This is a genomic window from Paraburkholderia sp. BR14312 (assembly GCF_040948675.1).
GTDB classification, from domain to species: Bacteria; Pseudomonadota; Gammaproteobacteria; order Burkholderiales; family Burkholderiaceae; genus Paraburkholderia; species Paraburkholderia nodosa_A.
In genome coordinates, this window is sequence record NZ_JBFPKI010000001.1 from 655,222 (window position 1) to 673,040 (window position 17,819).

The following is a 17,819-nucleotide window of genomic DNA, read 5'->3' on the forward strand; positions in this document are numbered from 1 at the left end:
GCCCGCTTGCCGCGGTCTCCTCGTAGCGGGAATTCAGTGCCCGATTTTCATGCGTGGCTCATGCCTCGCTCATGCCTCGTTCACGCGCGCGCCGCGATACTGCGCTGCCGCGTGAGAGGCCGGCAAGCGCGCGCGGCCGGAGAGCTTTTCGCGCAGGGTGCCCTCACGATACGCGCTTTTATATACGCCACGTGCTTGCAGTTCGGGCACCAGCAGTTCGACCACGTCGTCGAAGCATTCCGGCACCACCGTGCGCGAGAGATTGAAGCCATCCACGCCGGCCGTTTCGCTCCACTCGATCAGCGTTTGCGCGATGCTCTGCGCAGAGCCGACCCACGGCGCCTGACGGCTGCCAAGCACCATCTGCTCGAGCAGCGTGCGGCGCGTCCATTGCGGCCCGGCGCTGCGCGTCATGGCCTCGACGTTCGACACGATCGCCTGGCTCTTGCCCGTCTCGATGGGCTCGTCGAGGTCGTAACGCGCGAAGTCGATGCCAAGCGACGCCGCCGCGTGCGCGAGCGCCGCTTCCGAACTCACGTAGCGCCGGTACTCGTCGAACTTCTCGCGCGCTTCGCTATCCGTGCGTCCGACGATCAGCGTCGCGCCCAGAAAGACCTTCACGTCATCGGCCGCGCGCCCGAGTTGCACCGCTTGCGCCCGAATGTCTCCGACGATCTCCTTTACGCCTTCCCTCTTCTGACCGTTGATGAACACGCATTCGGCGTGCGTCGCGGCGAAACGCCTGCCGCGCGTGGACGACCCCGCCTGGTACAGCACCGGCGTGCGCTGTGGCGACGGCGCGCACAGATGCATCGCATCCACCTTGTATTGCGGCCCGCGATGATGAATCATCCGCACGCGCGCGGGATCGGCGTAGATGCCGCCGGCGCGATCGTTGACGACAGCGTCGTCGTCCCAGCTGCCTTCCCAGAGCTTGTAGACGAGCGCCATGTATTCGTCGGCCAGATCGTAGCGGTCGTCGTGAGCGTTCTGGCCGTCCATGCCGATGGCGCGGGCCGCGCTGTCGAGGTAGCCCGTCACGATGTTCCAGCCGATGCGCCCGCCCGTGAGATGGTCGAGCGTGGACATGCGCCGCGCGAACAGAAACGGCTGTTCGTACGTGAGATTGGCCGTCACGCCAAAGCCCAGATCCTGCGTCACCGCGGCCATGGCGGGAATGACGAGCGTGGGGTCGTTCACGGGCACCTGCACCGCGCCGCGCAGCGCGGCGTCGGCATTGCCGCCGTAGACGTCGTACACGCCGACGACATCGGCGAAGAAGATGCCGTCGAAGAGGCCCCGTTCGAGCTTCTTCGCGTAGTCGGTCCAGTACTGGAGTTCCGTATAGCGGCTCGACTGGTCGCGCGGATGTGTCCACAAGCCTTGCTGAATGTGGCCCACGCAGTTCATGTCGAAAGCGTTCAGACGGATTTCACGTGGCATGCCGGCTCCTTTTGGGCGCGCTCGATGCCATCTACTATAGTAGACGAACGGATACTCGTGAAACCTGGGATTGATCCGGTGTTGGCGCAAAGTACTCGGGTGAACTTCGCCTGCCGGCTTCACTAAATGTGATGCCACCCATCACGGATTGTCATTTGTCCCGCTCGACCGGGTGGCGTATGTTTGCCGGGACGCAGCGCTGCAGTTGGCGCGTGCCGGGCTCCGATCAGCGCGGCGCGGGCAGCGTGGTCCCGTTATTTCCTGGCGATGCGATATTGGCAGATGAGCCGGCCTTCGCGTAAGCAGTGCTCGCTGACCGGGCGGCCAGTCGCCTCGGAAAAATACGCTGCGAGCGCGCGACATACGCATGGCGTTTCACGCACAGCACCCGCAACCGGGCAGCTGTAATTGCGGACCATGATTGCGTCACCATCGGGGACGGCTTCCGTGTGCGCGCCGAGCGCGTCGACGATTGCCATGGCGTCGGCGAGATTCGTCTTGAAGTCGCGTGATGCGGGCAGGCCGTTCTCGCGCGCAAGGCGGCGGCCCGTTTCCGTGAGGATTTCCTCGAGCTCACGGTCGTCGAACCGATGCTTGAGTGTGGCGAGAAGGCCGAGCAGGAACCCGGGGTACGCGCTCGACGATGCATCTTCACTGCCCGGCGCGGCCTCATAGAGGACTGCCGGTTTTCCCGGAGTCCCGGTTTGCAGCAATTTCCGCCGTTGAACGAGCCCCTCCGCTTCCAGTTGCTTCAACTGCATGTTGATCGCCGTGCGCGTCACGGCAAGCCGCTCGCAGAGTTGGACGACAGTCAACGGTTCTCGTTGCAGCGCGCGCAAGACGTCGTTCTTGGTAGTCACGGGAAAGAGGTATGGATCAGCAGGCGTAGCGGGCGATTATAGCCCCGCCCTGGACGGGACCATATTAACCATAATGACATATATAATTGTCATTATTGTCGATATCGACTAGACTTGCGCTGTCTCGTCCAGCCCTCATCCAACCGAAGAGTCCCCAAGCATGAACCGATCCGTGCCCCGTTTTTCGTTAGCGATCCTGTTAGCCCTGTCGACGGGGCAAGCCGCGACTGCCCAGACAACGGCATCCCCGCCCGCTCAAAAGTCGACCCCGGTACAACTCGTGGACGCCCTGAATGGGGTATTCGGCAAGCATCCGGACGCGCGGGCGGTGCATGCCAAAGGCATCGTGCTCGAGGGCACTTTCACGCCCAGCGCGAGCGCGCCGGCCGTGAGCAAGGCGCCGCATTTCCAGACCACTGTCCCCGTCGTCGTGCGGTTTTCGAACTTCGCCGGCATTCCCGATATTTCCGACGACCATCCCCTTGCGTCCCCTCGCGGCATGGCCATCAAGTTCAAGCTGCCGGACGGCAGCGACACCGATATCGTCGCGCACTCGTTCAACGGGTTTCCTTCCGCGACAGCCGACGATTTCCGCGATCTGCTGATTGCCCTCGGAACGAGTGGCCCGAACACACCGAAGCCGACTCCGCTGGACGTTTATCTGGGCAGCCATCCGGTGGCAAAGGCATTCCTCACCGCCCACAAGCCATACCCGCGCAGCTATGCGTCACTGCCCTACTTCGGGGTCAACACGTTCAGGTTTATTGATTCAAAGGGCATCGTGACGTACGGGCGCTATCAAATCCTGCCGGTTGGCGGCGCGCACTACCTGGCGGATGCCGACGCAGCAAAGAAGGCGCCAGACTACCTGCAGTCGGAAATCCGCCAGCGCGTATCGCATGCGCCCGTGCGGTTCCGTCTCGTTCTGCAGATCGCTCAAGCGGGCGACAAGCTCGACGATCCGTCCGTAGCGTGGTCGAGCGCGCATCGCACCGTGGAACTGGGCACGATCTCGATCACGAAAGCCGTGGCGGACAATCAGGTGGCCCAACGTAGTCTGCTGTTCCTTCCCAACGCCTTGCCGGCCGGCATTGAAGTCGAAGACCCGATGATCAATGCGCGTTCCGCTGCCTACCCGGTCTCGTTCGCACGCCGCCAGCAATAATCGCCAAACTCAAATCGTGAATCCCGGCACTCAGGTCTGACGGGCTATCGGAGTGCCACCCTCACGCTGTCCCACTCAAGGAGAAGTTCACATGCCAATGCTCAAATTCGACATCATCGAGGGCCGCACCGACGAACAGGTGCGGGCGCTTCTCGACGCCGCCCATGAGGCCATGGTTCAGGCCTTCGATGTACCCGTTACCGATCGCTACCAGAGCGTCAACCAGCATCGTCCCGGCGAACTGGTGGTGGAAGACACCGGACTCGGGTACACACGATCGAGAGACGTCATCTTGCTCACGGCGGTGAGCCGCAAGCGCACCGAGCCGCAAAAGGTCGAGTTCTATCGCCTGCTCGTCGAAAAGCTGCAAACCCAATGCGGCATTTCGCCGGACGACGTCATCGTGTCGATCGTCGAGAACGACGATGCGGACTGGTCCTTCGGCCGCGGGCGCGCGCAGTTCATCACCCGGGAACTGACATAGCGTCGCGAGGTGGGGGGCCACGGTAAAACTGCAGCAACAGTCGCGCACCGGCGAGGAGCCATTCAAAATCTCTGCGCCTGAGCGATACGCCACAAGCCGGCCCGTATAATCGACTCATGGACCGACCGCTCACCGACCCCACCTCCGCCATTTCCACGCGCGTGCGCATCGAGCGCGAATCGCGCGGCTGGTCGCTCGCGGACATGGCCGAGCGCTCGGGCGTTTCCAAGGCGATGATCAGCAAGATCGAGCGCGGCGAAGCGAGTCCTACCGCTACCGTGCTCGGCCGGCTTTCGGGTGCCTTTGGCCTGCAGCTGTCCATGCTGCTCGCGCTCGCGGAGCAAACCGGCGAGCGTTTGAGCCGCGCCGCCGACCAGCAAATCTGGCAAGACCCCGAAACCGGCTACACACGCCGGGCCGTCTCGCCGCGCAACGGCGGCATGCTCGACCTCGTGGAGATCGCGTTGCCGGGCGGGGTTCGCGTTGCGTATCCGGCGTCGGCGTTCACGTTCCAGCATCAGCAGATCTGGGTGCGCAGCGGCACGCTGGTATTCGAGGAAGGCGAGCAGGTTCACACGCTCGAAGCCGGCGACTGCCTGCAACTCGGGCCGCCTGCCGACTGCGCGTTCTTCAATCCGGGCAAGGGCCCGTGCGTGTACGTTGTTGCGCTCGTGCGTCGCTGACTGCGAGCATTTGGACAACTAACCGAGGGTGGGCGCTCATCCCTCCATCCGCGCCTTCACGATCTTCCCTCGCTGCGGCACATATTCAATCCGCTCGCCCTCACCGGCCACCATGCCGATGTCGGCGAGCGGATTACCATCGAGCACGACCATATCGGCAATCGCACCCGCCACGATCACGCCCAGTTCGCCCTTCAGTTCACTGCGTATTGTTGATGGGATCCGTCGGCGAAGCCACACCGCCCGCCCCCTTGGCGGCCGATCGCGCTTTGCGTGAGGTGCAGTTCGGCAGCCGCACGCGTGAAGCTGGCGTGACGCACGGCGGCTTCGAACGCGACGAGACAGGGCAGCGGAGGCAGTGGCGTGATGCGCATGGAATGACTCGGGCGGGTGGCAGGGAGATGTTGCCATACATCCCACGGCCGCAGCCTCGAACCAAAACTGCACGCGCACCAGGTTGCGCGTGCCTGTTGCGAAAAAAACTTACTATTGCGTTGAATCTCTGCGCAACCAAGGGGGCGAAGATGAGTTCTGCCGAGAATGCGGCAACAGGTGCGGGCGCAGTACAGTGGCACGCCATGCCCGCTGCCGAGATCGAGCGCCAGCTCAGCGTGAATCCGTCGCAAGGGCTCGATGTGGCGGACGCCGCGCAGCGCCTGGGCACCTATGGGCCAAACGTCCTGCCCCAGGGCAAGAAGAGTGGCCCCCTCGTGCGTCTGCTTGCCCAGTTCAACAACGTGCTCATCTACGTGCTGCTCGCGGCGGGCTTCATCAAGCTGATGCTGAGCCTGTGGCTCGACGCCTCGATCATCTTCGCAGTGGTCATCCTCAATTCGCTGCTGGGCTTCCTGCAGGAAGGGCGCGCCGAGAAAGCGCTCGACTCGATTCGCAACATGCTCTCCGCGGAGGCGCGCGTGCTGCGCGCCGGCGAGGTGCGCCTCGTCCCCGCCGAAGAGGTCGTGCCCGGCGACATCGTGCTGCTGGAATCGGGCGACAAGATCCCCGCGGACATCCGCCTCGTCGAGGCGCGCAACCTGCGCACGGAAGAGGCGGCGCTCACGGGCGAATCCGTGCCTGCGGAGAAGAACACCGGCGCGGTGCCGGCGCACGCCACCGTGGGCGATCGCGAGAATATGGCCTTTTCCGGCACGATGGTCCTCTCGGGCCGCGCAACCGGCATCGTCGTGGCGACGGGCAGCCAGACGGAGCTTGGCCGCATCAACGAGATGCTGGCCGAGGTCAGCGCGCTGGAAACGCCGCTGCTACGCCAGATCAAGAAGTTTGGATACGTCATTACGATCGCCATCGGCATCATCAGCGTGCTGCTCTTCGCATGGGGCCATTGGCTCGGCCACATGACCTTCATCCAGTTGTTCCAGGCGGTGGTGGGCATCGCGGTCTCGGTGATCCCGGAAGGCCTGCCGGCGCTCATCACCATCACGCTCGCCATCGGCGTGCAGCGCATGGCGAAGCGCAACGCCATCATCCGCCGCCTGCCCGCCGTCGAAACGCTGGGGTCCGTCTCGCGCATCTGCTCGGACAAGACCGGCACGCTCACCCTCATGGAGATGATGGTGACCTCGGTCGTGACGGCCGACGCGCCCTATGAAGTGACCGGCGACGGCTACGCACCCGAAGGCGAAGTCCGCGCGGGCGGGAAGGCGCTCGGCGCCGAACGGCCCGAGGTGCTCACGCTCATGGGCCGCGTATCCATGCTGTGCAACGACGCAGGACTCTTCGAAGAAGACGGCAAATGGAAAGTGGAAGGCGACCCGACCGAGGGCGCGCTCTACCCGTTCGCCGGCAAGCTCGGCATGGACCGCGGTGCCGAAGCCGCCGCCGCGCCACGCATCGACGGCATTCCGTTCGAGTCCGAACACAAGTTCATGGCCACGCTGAACCGCTCGGCGCAAGGCGAGATGCTGCTCGTGAAAGGCGCGCCGGAAGTGATCATCGAAAATTGCGACCGCCAGCAAACCGCAAGCGGCCCCGCGCCGCTCGACCGCGAGCGCTTTGCGCGCGAAGGGGAGCGGCTCGCCTCGCAGGGCGAACGCGTGCTGGCGCTCGCCTGGCTGCCCGATCCCGGCCTCGAAGTGGGCAACCTCGGCCCGCAGGATCTACCGAAGACGCTCGTGCTGCTCGGTCTCGTGGGCCTCATGGACCCGCCTCGCAAGGAGGCGATCGATGCGGTGCGCGAATGCCACGGCGGCGGCATCCGCGTGACGATGATCACGGGCGACCACAAGGTCACGGCCGCTGCGATCGCGGGCATGCTCGGCATCGGCGACGGCAAGACGGCCGTGGCGGGCACCGAGATCGAGGCGATGAACGACGCCGCGCTGCAGGAATGTGTGCGCGACGTGGATGTGTTCGCGCGCGCGAGCCCCGAGCACAAGCTGCGGCTCGTGAAGGCGATCCAGGCCAACCGGCAGGTGGTCGCCATGACGGGCGACGGCGTGAACGATGCGCCCGCGCTCAAGAAGGCCGACATCGGCGTGGCGATGGGCATCAAGGGCACGGAAGTCACGAAGGAAGCCGCGGGCATGATCCTCGCCGACGACAATTTCGCCTCGATCTCGGCGGCGGTCAAGGAGGGGCGCACGGTCTACAACAACATCGAAAAGGCCATGCTCTTCATGCTGCCCACCAATATCGCCCAGGGCGCCGTGATTGCCATCGCGATTCTGTTCGGCTTCGTGCTGCCGATCACCGCGCCGCAGGTGCTGTGGGTGAACATGGTCACGTCCGTCGCGCTTGGCCTCGTCATTTCCTTCGAGCCTCACGAGAACGACGTGATGCAGCGCCCGCCGCGCTCGATCGACCGTCCTATCGTCACACCATTCGGCGTGTGGCGCATTCTCTTTGTCGGCGCCACGCTCGTGCTCTATACGCTCGCGGCATTCTTCTGGATGAAGTCGCAGGGCGTGCCGGATTCGATGGCGCGCACGGCCGCCGTCAACGCCATTACGCTGGGACAAGTCTTCTATCTGCTCAATAGCCGCTCGCTGCTCAATTCAGCGCTGTCGGTGCGGGCGCACATGGGCAATCCGTATCTCTGGTACGGCATCGGTGCTGTCGTCGTGCTGCAGATTCTTTTCACCTATACGCTGCCCTTTCACGCGGTGTTCAATACCGAGTCCCTGCCGCTCTCGACCTGGCTCTGGCTCGTGGCGGGTGCGATCCTGTTCTTCCTCGTGGTGGAGCTGGAGAAGCTCGTCATTCGTTCGATACCGGCGCTGAAGAAGTCCGTGAGCCCGCAACCGCGCGGCGCGCCAACAAGGCAGTACCATGACGCGTAGAATCGTTTCGTCCCGTCTCGAGAGCGAGGGCCCAATGCCATGCTGCCTGGTGCGAACCTGAACCTGGTCGAGGTGACCGGACTGCTGGTGGGCGGGCTCGCCCTGTTCCTGTTCGGGCTGGATCTGATGACGGGCGCGCTCAAAACGATCGCCGGCGCGCGCCTGCAATCGCTGCTGGGTTCGCTCACCGCCAACCGCTTTCGCGGCGTGCTTGCGGGCGCCGGCATCACGGCGCTGCTGAATTCGTCGACTATCACCACGGTACTGCTGGTGGGCTTCGTTTCCGCGCGGCTCATGACGCTGATGCAGTCCATCCCGATGATCATGGGCGCCAATATCGGCTCGACGCTCACCGCGCAGATCATCGCGTTCAATATCTCCGCGCTCACGCCGTTCATGCTCGGCGGCGGCTTCCTGCTCTATGGCTTCGCGAAGCGCGAAACGCTGCGCGAACTGGGCGGCGCGCTGCTCGGCCTCGGTCTGCTGTTTCTCGGCATCGAAATGATGGGCAACGCGACCCGGCCCCTGCGCGATTACCAGCCGTTCATCGACGCGATGCAGAACATGCGCAATCCGCTCATCGGCATCGTGATCGGCGCGGTGTTCACGGCCATCGTGCAAAGCTCGGCGGCCACGCTCGCGATCGTGATCGCGCTAGGCAGCCAGGGGCTCATTCCGCTCGAATCGGGCATTGCGCTGATACTCGGCGCCAATGTGGGCACCTGTGGCACGGCGCTGCTCGCTTCAATCGGCAAGTCGGCGGAGGCGGCGCAAGTCGGTATCGTCCACCTGATCTTCAACGTGCTTGGCGTGCTGTTCTTCGCCTTCGTCATTCCGCAGTTCGCCGATTTCGTGCGCATGATCTCGCCTTCCGCGCCCGAGCTGACCGGCGCTGCGCGCCTCGCGGCGGAAACGCCGCGGCAGGCCGCCAATGCACACACGGTGTTCAGCGTGTTCAGCACCCTCGTGCTGATCTGGTTCACGGGGCCCATTGCGAAACTCGCCGAACGCCTGGCCCCGGCGCGCCGCGAAGGGTGGCAGGACCCCGGCGTGCCGCGTTACCTCGATGAAACGCTGGTCGAAATGCCGGCGCTCGCCATTGCCCGCGTGCAACTCGAACTGGCTTCGCTCGGCAAGCTCGTGCAGATTCTCGTCGAGCATAGCGCCACGCTGCTGGTCGAAAGCTCCACACAGGCGCTTTCCACGGTGTCGAACGAAGACAAGGCGGCGGACTCGCTCAGCACTGCCATACTCACCTATATCGGCAAGCTCTCGGATGCCGTGCAAAGCGACGACGAAGGCCGGCAACTAGTGGATCTCGCGCGAATTGCCACCTGCCTCGACGCCATCCGGGAAGTGGCCACCACGAGCATGCTCGCGCTGAGTCAGAGGCGCGCCGCGCAAAGCGCGGACGTGACCGTGTTGGCGAACAACCCTGAGCTGGTGCAATTCGCCCGGTCCGTCATCGAGCGTTTCACGCTTGCCGTGCAGATGATCGCGCACCCGGAGGCCGACGTCGTGACGGGCATCGTCAACGCCAAGCCGGAAATCGAAGCGCAGTCCGACTCGGCGCGCCAGCGCATCATGTCCGCACTGCAGTTGCGCAACGAGGGCGCGGCGTTCCTTTTCCGCTTCGCCAACGACGTGATCGAGCAATTGAACGAGGTGGCGCGGCTTTCCCGGGCCATCGCCAAGGCCACGCGGTGGCTGCACGACGTGAAAGTGCTGGAGCCTGAAAGCGCAGAGGCCGTGGCCGAGACCGAGGCAGAAGCTCAGGCGTGAAGACGCGGCGCGCGCATGCCGCGCGTGGCCTTCAACGCGGCGCGCCCGAGGTCAGTGCATGAGGAACGGTCGTGGGCACCGCTTCGAGAAAGCCGCGCCCCATCTCCGTCTCGAAGCGCGAAGCGCTCCCCTCCCAGACGATGCGCGCATGTTCCAGCACATAAACGCGGTCCGCGTGCGGCAGGGCGAAGCGAACGTTCTGCTCGCCCAGCAGCACCGTAATGGGCGTGGACTGCTGCAGCGCGTCCAGCGCCTTCGAAAGCTGTTCGAGGATCACGGGTGCGAGCCCGAGCGTCGGCTCGTCGAGTATCAGCAGCCTGGGCTGAGGCATGAGCGCACGCGCAATGGCCAGCATTTGCTGCTCGCCGCCCGAAAGCGTGCGCGCGGTTTGGCTCTGGCGCGACTTGAGGATCGGAAAGAGGTCGTAGAGCCAGGTGAGCTGCTTCTTGCGCACGTCGTCGGAGAGATGATAGCCGCCGAGTTCGAGATTCTCGCGCACCGTCATGTCGCCGAACAGCTCGCGCGTTTCCGGGCATTGCACGAGGCCCGCGCGCGAGACCGCCGCCCCGCTCATGCCCTTCAGATCGCGCCCGTCGAAGCGGATCGTCCCCTGGTACGGCAGCAGGCCCGAGAGCGCGTTGAAGAGCGTGGTCTTGCCCGCGCCGTTGAGGCCGACCACCGAAACGAACTCGCCCTCGCGCACGTGGAGGCTCACGCCGTCGAGCGCGCATGCCTTGCCGTACAGCACGCGCAAGTCCGAAACCTCGAGGATGGCGCGCTTCGCCTCGCCCGCGACGCTCGAGCGCTGACGCAGCTCCAGCTTGCTGCCCAGATACACGCGGCGCACCGTTTCGTTTTGCATCACCTCTTCCGCCGTGCCTTCGGCAACGTGCTCGCCGAGGTACATCGCGAGCACGCGGTCGGCGAGCGCTGAAAGGCTTTTGACGTTGTGATCGACCAGCAGCACCGCGCACCCCTCCGCGCGAAAACCGCGAATCAGCTCGGAGAATGCCTCGGATTCCGCAACCGTGAGTCCTGCGAAGGGCTCGTCGACGAGCACGACCTGCGGGTCGCGTGCAATCGCCTTCGCCATCTCCATGCGGCGCAGGTCCGCGAACGGCAGCGTGGCAGGGTGCCGGTACATGACGGCGGCCAGACCCACGCGCGCGGCGATTTCCTGCGCGCGCTGATGCACATGCGGCTCTGCCGCGAGCTTGACGAGCGAGTCGGGCAGCAGTGCGAGCTTGATGTGCTCCAGCACCGTTTGCCGATGCAGCGGGCGCGAATGCTGAAACACGATGCCAACACCGGCGCGCGCAATGCGGTGCGGCGCCCAGCCGGCCATCTCTACGCCGTTCACCTTGACCGAGCCCGCGTTGGGGCGCTCGATGCCCATGATGAGCTTCATCACCGTCGACTTACCGGACCCGTTGGGGCCGATCAGGCCCAGGATCTCGCCGGGCCGGATGTCGAAGCCGATGTCCTTCACCGCGACGAGACCGCCAAAGCGCTTGGTCAGCCCGCGTACTGAGAGCAGCGGCGTGTCGTTCATTGGCGGGCCCTCGTACGCAGCAAGTTGCCGAGCAGGCCGTCCGGAAAGAACAGCAGCGCCGCGAGCGCGACGGCCGCGACGACGAACGTGTTGAGTTGGCCAAGTGGGCGCAGGAATTCGCCGGCCACGATCAGGAAGATCGATCCGAGCACGGCGCCGAGTATCGTGCGGCGCCCGCCGAGCACCGCCGCGATGATGATCTGCACGCCGACGCTCAGGTCCACCACCGTGCTCACCGAAGCCGTGCCTTGATAGAACACGAGCATCGCGCCGGCCACGCCCGAAAACACGGCGCTGATGCAAAAGGCCACGAGCTTGTGCCGCGTGACGTTGAAGCCCAGCGCCTGCGCACCGGTCGCGTCCTGGCCGCTCGCCTGCAAGATGAGGCCGATTGCCGAGCGGGAGAGACCGAACAGCAGGATCGCGCAGACGACCAGAAACGCCAGCGCGATCCAGTAGTTGTGGTTGGCGTCGACGGACATCACGTCGGGCACCATCATGCCGATCTCGCCGCCCGTCACGCCCGCGAAAATCACGATGGCGTTCTGCAGCAGCAGCACGGCCACGAGCGTGACGAGGCCGAAGTACGGGCCGCGCAGCCGCAGCGCGGGCACCGCGAGCAGCAGGCCGCCGACCAGCGCGAAGAGGCCGCCCGCGATCACGCAAACAGGAATCGGCAGCCCCCAATGGGCGTCGATGATCGCCGCCGAATAGGCGCCGAGACCAATCAGGAACGTCGGGCCGAAATTCACCTCGCCGGCAAAACCGAACAGCAGGTCCCACGACATCGCGAACACGCCGAAGTAATACGCGACCGTGAGCACGCCGAGGATATACCCCGACATCCACCACGGCAGCGTGGCCGCCGCAACGGCGAGCAACACGGCCACCCACACCCCACGCGAACGAAGAAGACCGGACATGTCGATGTGCTCCCTTCGCTCCGTTAGCGACGACCCAGGAAGCCCTGGGGCCGCACATAGACGACGAGCACCAGCAGCAGCAGCGCAGGCAGCGGCCGCAGCGTCGGCGCAACGAGATACGCGGTGACGGTCTCCAGATAGCCGACCACATACGCGGCCATCAACGATCCGGAAACGCTGCCAAGTCCGCCCAGCACGACAATGGAGAACGCGCTCGCCGTGAGTTGCCCGGCGTTGTTCGTACTCACGCCGAGGAACGACGCCAGCAGCACGCCCGCAATGCCCGCCAGCACGCCGTAAATGGTCCACGCAAGCAGATAGATGCGCGAGAGTTCGAAACCGAGCAGCGTGAGGCCGCGCGGATTCATCGAGGCGGCGAGCAGCGCCTTGCCCGCGCGCGTACGATTCACGAAGAGCCACAGGAGGCCGATCACGGCCCAGCAGACCACGGCGATCATGATCTCGTTGAACGGCACGCGCACGCTGCCGATCATCGCCACGCCGCCGATGAGCGGGCGCATCGTCACCGGGTTGTCGGTGAAGAGCCAGGCCATGCCCTGCTGGATCATGATGCCCCACAGCAAGGTGCCGGTGAGCACGAAGATTTCCTTCTCTTCGGCCGGAATCGCAGCGGAACGCTGGATAGGCCGAACCACCATCAGGTAGGTAACATAGGCCGCGATGAGACCGGCGACCACGCCAAGCAGCGTGCCGAGATAGGTGCCGAGCCCTGCCTCCCCCGCGAGCATCCAGCCCATCAGCGCGGCGACGAGCATCACACCGCCATGCGCGAGATTCAATATGCCGGAGACGCCGAAAATCAGCGTGAAGCCGATGGCGCCCAGCGCGTAGAGCGAACTGATGGCAAAGCCGTCGATGAGGATCTGCAAGAGCAGCATGCCCGGCCTTTCAGGTGGATTGGCGTGTCGCAACATGCGCCATGCGGCCCATCGTCAGACGAAGGGCCGCACCGCGCGACGCACTACGCGAAGCTAGTTTGCGCTAGCCTGCTGGAGCTTGATGAAGGTCGGGAACTTGACCTTGCCGTTTGCAACGGACTTGGGCCAGATCGCGATCTGCTTGCCGTCCTGCCACTGCAGGTTGATGCCGGTGATGTAGCCCGGGCCGTACTTGAGCGCGTGCGTGAACGTGTCGTTCTTGCCGTAGAATTCCCAGCGCCCGATCGTGCCGACGTAATCCGTCTTCTCGAGCGCGGCGACCATCTGGTCCGGATCGGTCGAGCCCTTGTTGCGCTTGATCGCATCCGCGAGGATGTATACGAGGTCATAGGTCGAGAAGCCGCAATACGCTGGCGATACGCCGAACTTCTTCTGGTACGCATCCGCGAAGGGCACCGTCTTCGGCGTGATCGCCACACCCGGCGCCGCGGCGGAAGCCGTGATCACGCCCTCCGTCGCGCCGTTCGTGTCCTTCCAGAAGCTCGTGGTCGTGGCCTGCGAGCTCTGGCCCGACATCGGGATCGGCACCTGCTGATCGTGCCATTGCACCGTTGGCTGCACGCCCACGTGGCTGATGCCCGTGGTGATCGTATCGGGGTGTTTGGCCTCGATCTGGTTGAAAATTGGTGTGAAGTCCGAAGTATCCGGATTGAAGCGGATATGATCCAGCACCTGAAGACCGGCCTTGGGCAGGCATTCCATGAAGCGCTCGTCGAGCGGCTTGGTCCATGCCGCGTCCTCGCTCATCACGACCGTCGACTTCATCTTGAACTGGCCGACGAGAATATCGTGCGAAAAATCGCAGATCGACTGCGCGATGAATGCCGACGTCATCCAGCCGTGGAACGTGTATTTGTAGTGGTCGTAGTCGTCGTGAACGTGCTTCGAAATATCGTTGCTCGCGGCGCCCGGCGTAATAAAGGGCATTTTCAGCCGCGCCGACCAGGGTTCCATGGCGAGCGCCACTTCGCTGATATAGCTGCCGATCACGGCGACGACCTTGTCCTGGGTCGCGGCGCGCTGGAACGCGCGCACGCCGTCCGAGGCCGACGAGTGGTCGTCGTAGGCGATGATCTGGATGGGCCGGCCATCTACGCCGCCGCTCGCGTTGATCTCGTCCGCGGCGAGCTGCGCCGCCTTGCTGATCGAGGCGCCCGCCACCGCGGACTCCTCGCTGATCACGCCGATCTTGATCGGGTCGCCCGCGGCATGCGCGCCGGCCGCGAGGCCCAGCCCTGCCGCCACCATACCCGTCGCCGCTACGCGATGAAGGTTTCGCCACACGCCGTTACAGGACATCATGCATCTCCGATTCGCCTGGATCGTTGAAGAACATCTGCCCGCTTCAAAGCTGCTTTGAAGAATGTGCCCCCAACAGTAACACCCGCCTTTACACGCTCAATCGGGAAAAACGATGACAGGTAACATACGGATAACGTGCTGATTTCATGGTGCAAGGCGGCAAGAAAACGCGCTTGCCCGCGCGGCTACGAACGATGCGCGCAGCACCTCGCGCACGTTCGCGCTCGCTGAACGCATCAGGGGACGAGACGCTCACTCGCGGTCCTTGCCCCAGCGCCAGCGAGGCGGCTCACCCTTGAGCCAGCAGACCGCCGAAAGCGCGAGCGTGGCGAGTATCACGAATGCCGCGAATGCGTACGGCTGCCCGTGCGGTTCAAAAAGTACCGCGCTCAAGGCAATCGACAAGACATACGCCACGAGCACCACCCACCCCTGCCAGGTGAGCGGAAGTCCCCACCCCCAGCCATAGCGTTTGGCTCGAAACCAGTATTTGCCAGTGCCCGGCATGTCCCCATCTCCCGCGCCTCGCGTGAGGCGCAACTTCAGGCCGATGCAGTATGGCACACGGCCTCGACCCGGTTTCCGGCAGGATCGATGAGAAAGGCGGCGTAATAGTCGGCGTGATAATGCGGCCGCAAGCCTGGATCGCCATCCGAGCGGCCGCCCGCAGCGAGACCGGCTGCATGGAACGCATCGACCTGCGAGCGTGTAGCGGCCTTGAAGCACCAGTGCCGCTTGTTCGGCTCGATGGCGCTGGCGTCCAGGTAGATGGAAAGATACGACGACTGCGTTTCGGCGGCGTCGCAACGCTCGCCGTAGCCGAGCGCGTTGGGGCGGTCGTAGACCTTGAGCGCACCCAACGCATTCATGATCGCATCGTAGAAGGGACGCGCAGCGTCGAGATCGGGCACGCCGATCGAAACGTGATCGAGAAGCTGCATGGTGCTGGCACTCCGCAGTCGTGAATACACGACTATAACCGGCGGATCACACCCTGCAGCGTTTGCGTTACCCGGTGCGGCCGACGCGGAACACCGAAACCGCGGCGTTCAGCCGGTGCGCTTCGTTTTCGAGCGACGACGCGGCAGCCGTTGCCTGCTCAACGAGTGCCGCATTCTGCTGGGTCACGAGGTCCATCTGTCCCACGGCGACGTTGACCTGATCGATGCCCGTGCTCTGCTCCGCCGCCGCCGATGCGATCTCGTTCATGATCGCACTCACGCGCGCGATCGCTTCGACGATTTCGCTCATGGTCGAGCCCGAGCGCTCGACGAGGCCCGCGCCCGTTTCCACGCGCGAGGTCGACGACTCGATCAGTTCCTTGATCTCCTTGGCCGCCGCGGCGCTGCGCTGCGCGAGCGAGCGCACTTCGCTCGCCACCACCGCGAAGCCGCGCCCTTCCTCGCCCGCGCGCGCCGCTTCCACCGCCGCGTTGAGCGCGAGGATGTTGGTCTGGAACGCAATGCCCTCGATCACGCCGACGATCTCGCCCACGCGCCGCGAGTCGCCCACGATGTCCTGCATCGTGCCGACCACTTCGCGCGAGAGCGCGCCGCCTTGCGCGGCAAGACCGGAAGCGCCCTCGGCCAGCGTGCTGGCCTGGCGTGCGTTTTCGGCGGTCTGCTTGACGGTGGAGGTCAGCTCTTCGATGCTCGCCGCCGTTTCCTCGAGCGAGGCAGCCTGCTCCTCGGTGCGCTGCGAAAGGTCCGTATTGCCCGCCGCGATCTCGCTCACGCCCTTGTCGATCGACAGCGCGCCTTCACGCACGCTGCTGACCGTCTTGATGAGTGCATCCTGCATCTGCCGCAGCGCGGCCTGCAGGCGGCCCATTTCGTTGTTGCTCGTCGTCTGCACCGTGCCGCTCAGGTCGCCCGCGGCGATACGCTGGAACTGGGCGATGGCCGCGTCCACGGGATGCACGATCGCGCGCATGAGCGCGGCGCGGCCAATCCACGCGAACAGCAGCGAGAGCACCATGCCCACGCCCACCGCGACGCTCACTGCGTTGAAGCGGTCCTGCGCTTCCTGGTAGCGCTGCGCACCGAGGTCGATCTGGCGCTTCTCGAGTACGAGCATCGCCTTTTCGTAGTTGCTGTAGAGCGACGGCAGCTTGTGGCCCTGCAGTTCCTGGAATGCGGTTTTGTCCCCGGCCTTGAGCGCCGCCAGTGCCGGCTCGAGGCCATCGTGCAGGAAGCTGTTGCGCCTGGCCTGCATGTCGGCGATCAGATCCTGCGCCTCGCCTTCTCCGCTCGCAATCGACAGATAGTGGTCCAGACGCTCGTTCGAGTTCTTCAGGTACTGGTCGTAGCGCTTGAGCACCGCGTCCGCGGCATCGTGGTCGCCGAGATCGGAGAGCGATGCGTTGGTGGCGAGCGCGAGGCGCAGACGCAGCAGCTGGCCGGCGCTGCCCTCGAGGTCGGCGACGGCCGGCGTATTGACGGTGTACATGGTGCGCAGCGACTCGTTGCCCGCTCGCATCGACAGGAGTCCTGTGGCGGCGCCGACGATCAGGACGACGCCGAAGAAGGCGATCATCAGGGTCAGGCTCGCGCGTATCGACAGCTTGTGAAGCATTCCTGGTCTCTCTTCCGTGGGGCGCGCGGCTCTGGAGGCCGCGCGTGGCCCAGTCGTTTTTCATTGATTGTTCCGGTGCGCTTGTCCAGTGCAGCCCGGGCGTTCAGGCTGATTAAGCGCCCAGTACATAACAACGGCAGGAGAGCTTGCGAACTTTATGGTTTGCTGCAAAGAAGTACGACCGTTAGCAACGCTTCGCAATACAGACCAATATATGGGACGCGTACGAATCAATCCGCATCACGCGCTGGCTGGCTCCGCACCCGCCTCGCCCTCGTCCATCGGCACGAGATAGCGCAGCACGTCGCGCCAGCTCACGATGCCAACGGGACGGAATTCGGCATCCACAATGGGAATGCACGAAATCTTGTTGGACAGAAAGAGGGCCACGGCGTCGGAGAGGCTCGACTCGGGCCGCAGCGTGAGCGGCTTGCGGCTCATGATCTGGTGCACGCGCTTGTTGAGCGTGCCGAGATCGCGCGCGGATTCGACCACGCTGTCGATGAACGGGCTGATCGCGCGCAACAGGTCGCGATCGGAGACGACGCCTTGCAGCTTGCCGTCTTCGACCACGAGCAGATGATGAAAGCTCGCTTCGGCGAAAATCTCGCGCACGGTCGCGAGCGTGTCATCGAAGCCAATGGTGACGACACGGCTCGTCATGAATTTCCCTACTTGCATACCTTCCAGACCTGAATGGGTTCGACGTCCCGAGCCGGACGATGCGCGGCCGATTCCGGCTGCAGCTCGGGGCTTCAGCCCGTTATATCGACCGCAGACGCGTCAATCTTCA

15 protein-coding genes and 2 pseudogenes are annotated in these 17,819 nt (G+C 64.5%); 5 read left to right on the top strand and 12 right to left on the bottom strand.

All coding sequences use genetic code 11. The features are described 5' to 3' along the window. Positions 1-69: 69 nt before the first annotated feature. Positions 70-1,443 (bottom strand): LLM class flavin-dependent oxidoreductase, encoded by a 1,374-nt coding sequence (locus tag AB3X98_RS02915; RefSeq protein WP_368605145.1) that lies wholly within the window; start codon positions 1,441-1,443, stop codon positions 70-72. Between the two features lie 254 nt (positions 1,444-1,697). Beyond that, positions 1,698-2,303 carry a metalloregulator ArsR/SmtB family transcription factor gene (locus AB3X98_RS02920; protein WP_069267024.1) on the bottom strand — a complete coding sequence of 202 codons (606 nt, stop codon included), beginning with the start codon at positions 2,301-2,303 and terminating at the stop codon, positions 1,698-1,700. Between the two features lie 280 nt (positions 2,304-2,583). Here AB3X98_RS02920 and AB3X98_RS02925 point away from each other — a divergent pair, with 280 nt between their 5' ends. From AB3X98_RS02925 to AB3X98_RS02935, 3 genes are all read left to right on the top strand, one after another. Then, positions 2,584-3,468: a catalase family peroxidase gene (locus tag AB3X98_RS02925; protein WP_368605146.1), complete on the top strand. Its 885-nt coding sequence runs from the start codon at positions 2,584-2,586 to the stop codon at positions 3,466-3,468. A 91-nt stretch (positions 3,469-3,559) separates the two neighbouring features. Beyond that, positions 3,560-3,952 (top strand): tautomerase family protein, encoded by a 393-nt coding sequence (locus tag AB3X98_RS02930; protein WP_069267026.1) that lies wholly within the window; start codon positions 3,560-3,562, stop codon positions 3,950-3,952. A gap of 116 nt (positions 3,953-4,068) precedes the next feature. After that, complete coding sequence (locus AB3X98_RS02935; protein WP_069267027.1) at positions 4,069-4,635, top strand: XRE family transcriptional regulator; 567 nt, start codon at positions 4,069-4,071, stop codon at positions 4,633-4,635. A gap of 36 nt (positions 4,636-4,671) precedes the next feature. Here AB3X98_RS02935 and AB3X98_RS02940 read toward each other — a convergent pair. Both AB3X98_RS02940 and AB3X98_RS02945 read right to left on the bottom strand, forming a co-directional pair. Beyond that, a pseudogene (locus AB3X98_RS02940) lies at positions 4,672-4,851 on the bottom strand (amidohydrolase family protein); the annotation flags it as partial. Between the two features lie 35 nt (positions 4,852-4,886). Further along, positions 4,887-5,009: pseudogene (locus tag AB3X98_RS02945) on the bottom strand (LysR family transcriptional regulator); the annotation flags it as partial. Between the two features lie 150 nt (positions 5,010-5,159). On the opposite strand from AB3X98_RS02945, the gene AB3X98_RS02950 reads away from it, so the two are divergent. Then, positions 5,160-7,934, top strand: coding sequence for an HAD-IC family P-type ATPase (locus tag AB3X98_RS02950; protein ID WP_368610209.1), 2,775 nt, complete (start codon positions 5,160-5,162; stop codon positions 7,932-7,934). 39 nt (positions 7,935-7,973) lie between these two features. Next, entirely contained in the window at positions 7,974-9,716 is a 1,743-nt protein-coding gene (locus tag AB3X98_RS02955) for a Na/Pi cotransporter family protein (protein ID WP_069267030.1), read from the top strand. Between the two features lie 31 nt (positions 9,717-9,747). Here AB3X98_RS02955 and AB3X98_RS02960 read toward each other — a convergent pair whose 3' ends face one another. The 8 genes from AB3X98_RS02960 to AB3X98_RS02995 all read right to left on the bottom strand — a co-directional run bounded on the left by AB3X98_RS02960 (position 9,748) and on the right by AB3X98_RS02995 (position 17,707). Next, positions 9,748-11,268, bottom strand: coding sequence for an ATP-binding cassette domain-containing protein (locus AB3X98_RS02960; RefSeq protein WP_368606568.1), 1,521 nt, complete (start codon positions 11,266-11,268; stop codon positions 9,748-9,750). Next, positions 11,265-12,191 (bottom strand): branched-chain amino acid ABC transporter permease, encoded by a 927-nt coding sequence (locus AB3X98_RS02965; RefSeq protein WP_069267032.1) that lies wholly within the window; start codon positions 12,189-12,191, stop codon positions 11,265-11,267. The genes AB3X98_RS02960 and AB3X98_RS02965 overlap by 4 nt, the downstream gene beginning before the upstream one ends. 23 nt (positions 12,192-12,214) lie before the next feature. After that, entirely contained in the window at positions 12,215-13,090 is an 876-nt protein-coding gene (locus tag AB3X98_RS02970) for a branched-chain amino acid ABC transporter permease (protein ID WP_069267033.1), read from the bottom strand. A gap of 93 nt (positions 13,091-13,183) precedes the next feature. Continuing rightward, on the bottom strand, positions 13,184-14,449 hold the full coding sequence (locus AB3X98_RS02975; RefSeq protein ID WP_069267058.1) for an ABC transporter substrate-binding protein: 1,266 nt from the start codon (positions 14,447-14,449) through the stop codon (positions 13,184-13,186). A 255-nt stretch (positions 14,450-14,704) separates the two neighbouring features. Continuing rightward, a complete protein-coding gene (locus AB3X98_RS02980; protein ID WP_342949383.1) occupies positions 14,705-14,959 on the bottom strand; it encodes a hypothetical protein in 255 nt (84 codons plus the stop codon). A 35-nt stretch (positions 14,960-14,994) separates the two neighbouring features. Next, positions 14,995-15,393 carry a VOC family protein gene (locus AB3X98_RS02985; RefSeq protein ID WP_069267035.1) on the bottom strand — a complete coding sequence of 133 codons (399 nt, stop codon included), beginning with the start codon at positions 15,391-15,393 and terminating at the stop codon, positions 14,995-14,997. 67 nt (positions 15,394-15,460) lie between these two features. Next, positions 15,461-17,026 carry a methyl-accepting chemotaxis protein gene (locus AB3X98_RS02990; RefSeq protein WP_368606567.1) on the bottom strand — a complete coding sequence of 522 codons (1,566 nt, stop codon included), beginning with the start codon at positions 17,024-17,026 and terminating at the stop codon, positions 15,461-15,463. A 240-nt stretch (positions 17,027-17,266) separates the two neighbouring features. Next, positions 17,267-17,707, bottom strand: a complete 441-nt coding sequence (locus AB3X98_RS02995; RefSeq protein ID WP_368606566.1) for a CBS domain-containing protein — start codon at positions 17,705-17,707, stop codon at positions 17,267-17,269. Positions 17,708-17,819: the final 112 nt, after the last annotated feature.

What these genes read in the sequence shown, in the direction of transcription:
- AB3X98_RS02915 (WP_368605145.1), bottom strand. Translation starts at nt 1,443, where the DNA reads ATGCCACGTGAAATCCGTCTGAACGCTTTCGACATGAACTGCGTGGGC.
- AB3X98_RS02930 (WP_069267026.1), top strand. Translation starts at nt 3,560, where the DNA reads ATGCCAATGCTCAAATTCGACATCATCGAGGGCCGCACCGACGAACAG.
- AB3X98_RS02935 (WP_069267027.1), top strand. Translation starts at nt 4,069, where the DNA reads ATGGACCGACCGCTCACCGACCCCACCTCCGCCATTTCCACGCGCGTG.
- AB3X98_RS02950 (WP_368610209.1), top strand. Translation starts at nt 5,160, where the DNA reads ATGAGTTCTGCCGAGAATGCGGCAACAGGTGCGGGCGCAGTACAGTGG.
- AB3X98_RS02955 (WP_069267030.1), top strand. Translation starts at nt 7,974, where the DNA reads ATGCTGCCTGGTGCGAACCTGAACCTGGTCGAGGTGACCGGACTGCTG.
- AB3X98_RS02960 (WP_368606568.1), bottom strand. Translation starts at nt 11,268, where the DNA reads ATGAACGACACGCCGCTGCTCTCAGTACGCGGGCTGACCAAGCGCTTT.
- AB3X98_RS02965 (WP_069267032.1), bottom strand. Translation starts at nt 12,191, where the DNA reads ATGTCCGGTCTTCTTCGTTCGCGTGGGGTGTGGGTGGCCGTGTTGCTC.
- AB3X98_RS02970 (WP_069267033.1), bottom strand. Translation starts at nt 13,090, where the DNA reads ATGCTGCTCTTGCAGATCCTCATCGACGGCTTTGCCATCAGTTCGCTC.
- AB3X98_RS02975 (WP_069267058.1), bottom strand. Translation starts at nt 14,449, where the DNA reads ATGTCCTGTAACGGCGTGTGGCGAAACCTTCATCGCGTAGCGGCGACG.
- AB3X98_RS02980 (WP_342949383.1), bottom strand. Translation starts at nt 14,959, where the DNA reads ATGCCGGGCACTGGCAAATACTGGTTTCGAGCCAAACGCTATGGCTGG.
- AB3X98_RS02985 (WP_069267035.1), bottom strand. Translation starts at nt 15,393, where the DNA reads ATGCAGCTTCTCGATCACGTTTCGATCGGCGTGCCCGATCTCGACGCT.
- AB3X98_RS02990 (WP_368606567.1), bottom strand. Translation starts at nt 17,026, where the DNA reads ATGCTTCACAAGCTGTCGATACGCGCGAGCCTGACCCTGATGATCGCC.
- AB3X98_RS02995 (WP_368606566.1), bottom strand. Translation starts at nt 17,707, where the DNA reads ATGCAAGTAGGGAAATTCATGACGAGCCGTGTCGTCACCATTGGCTTC.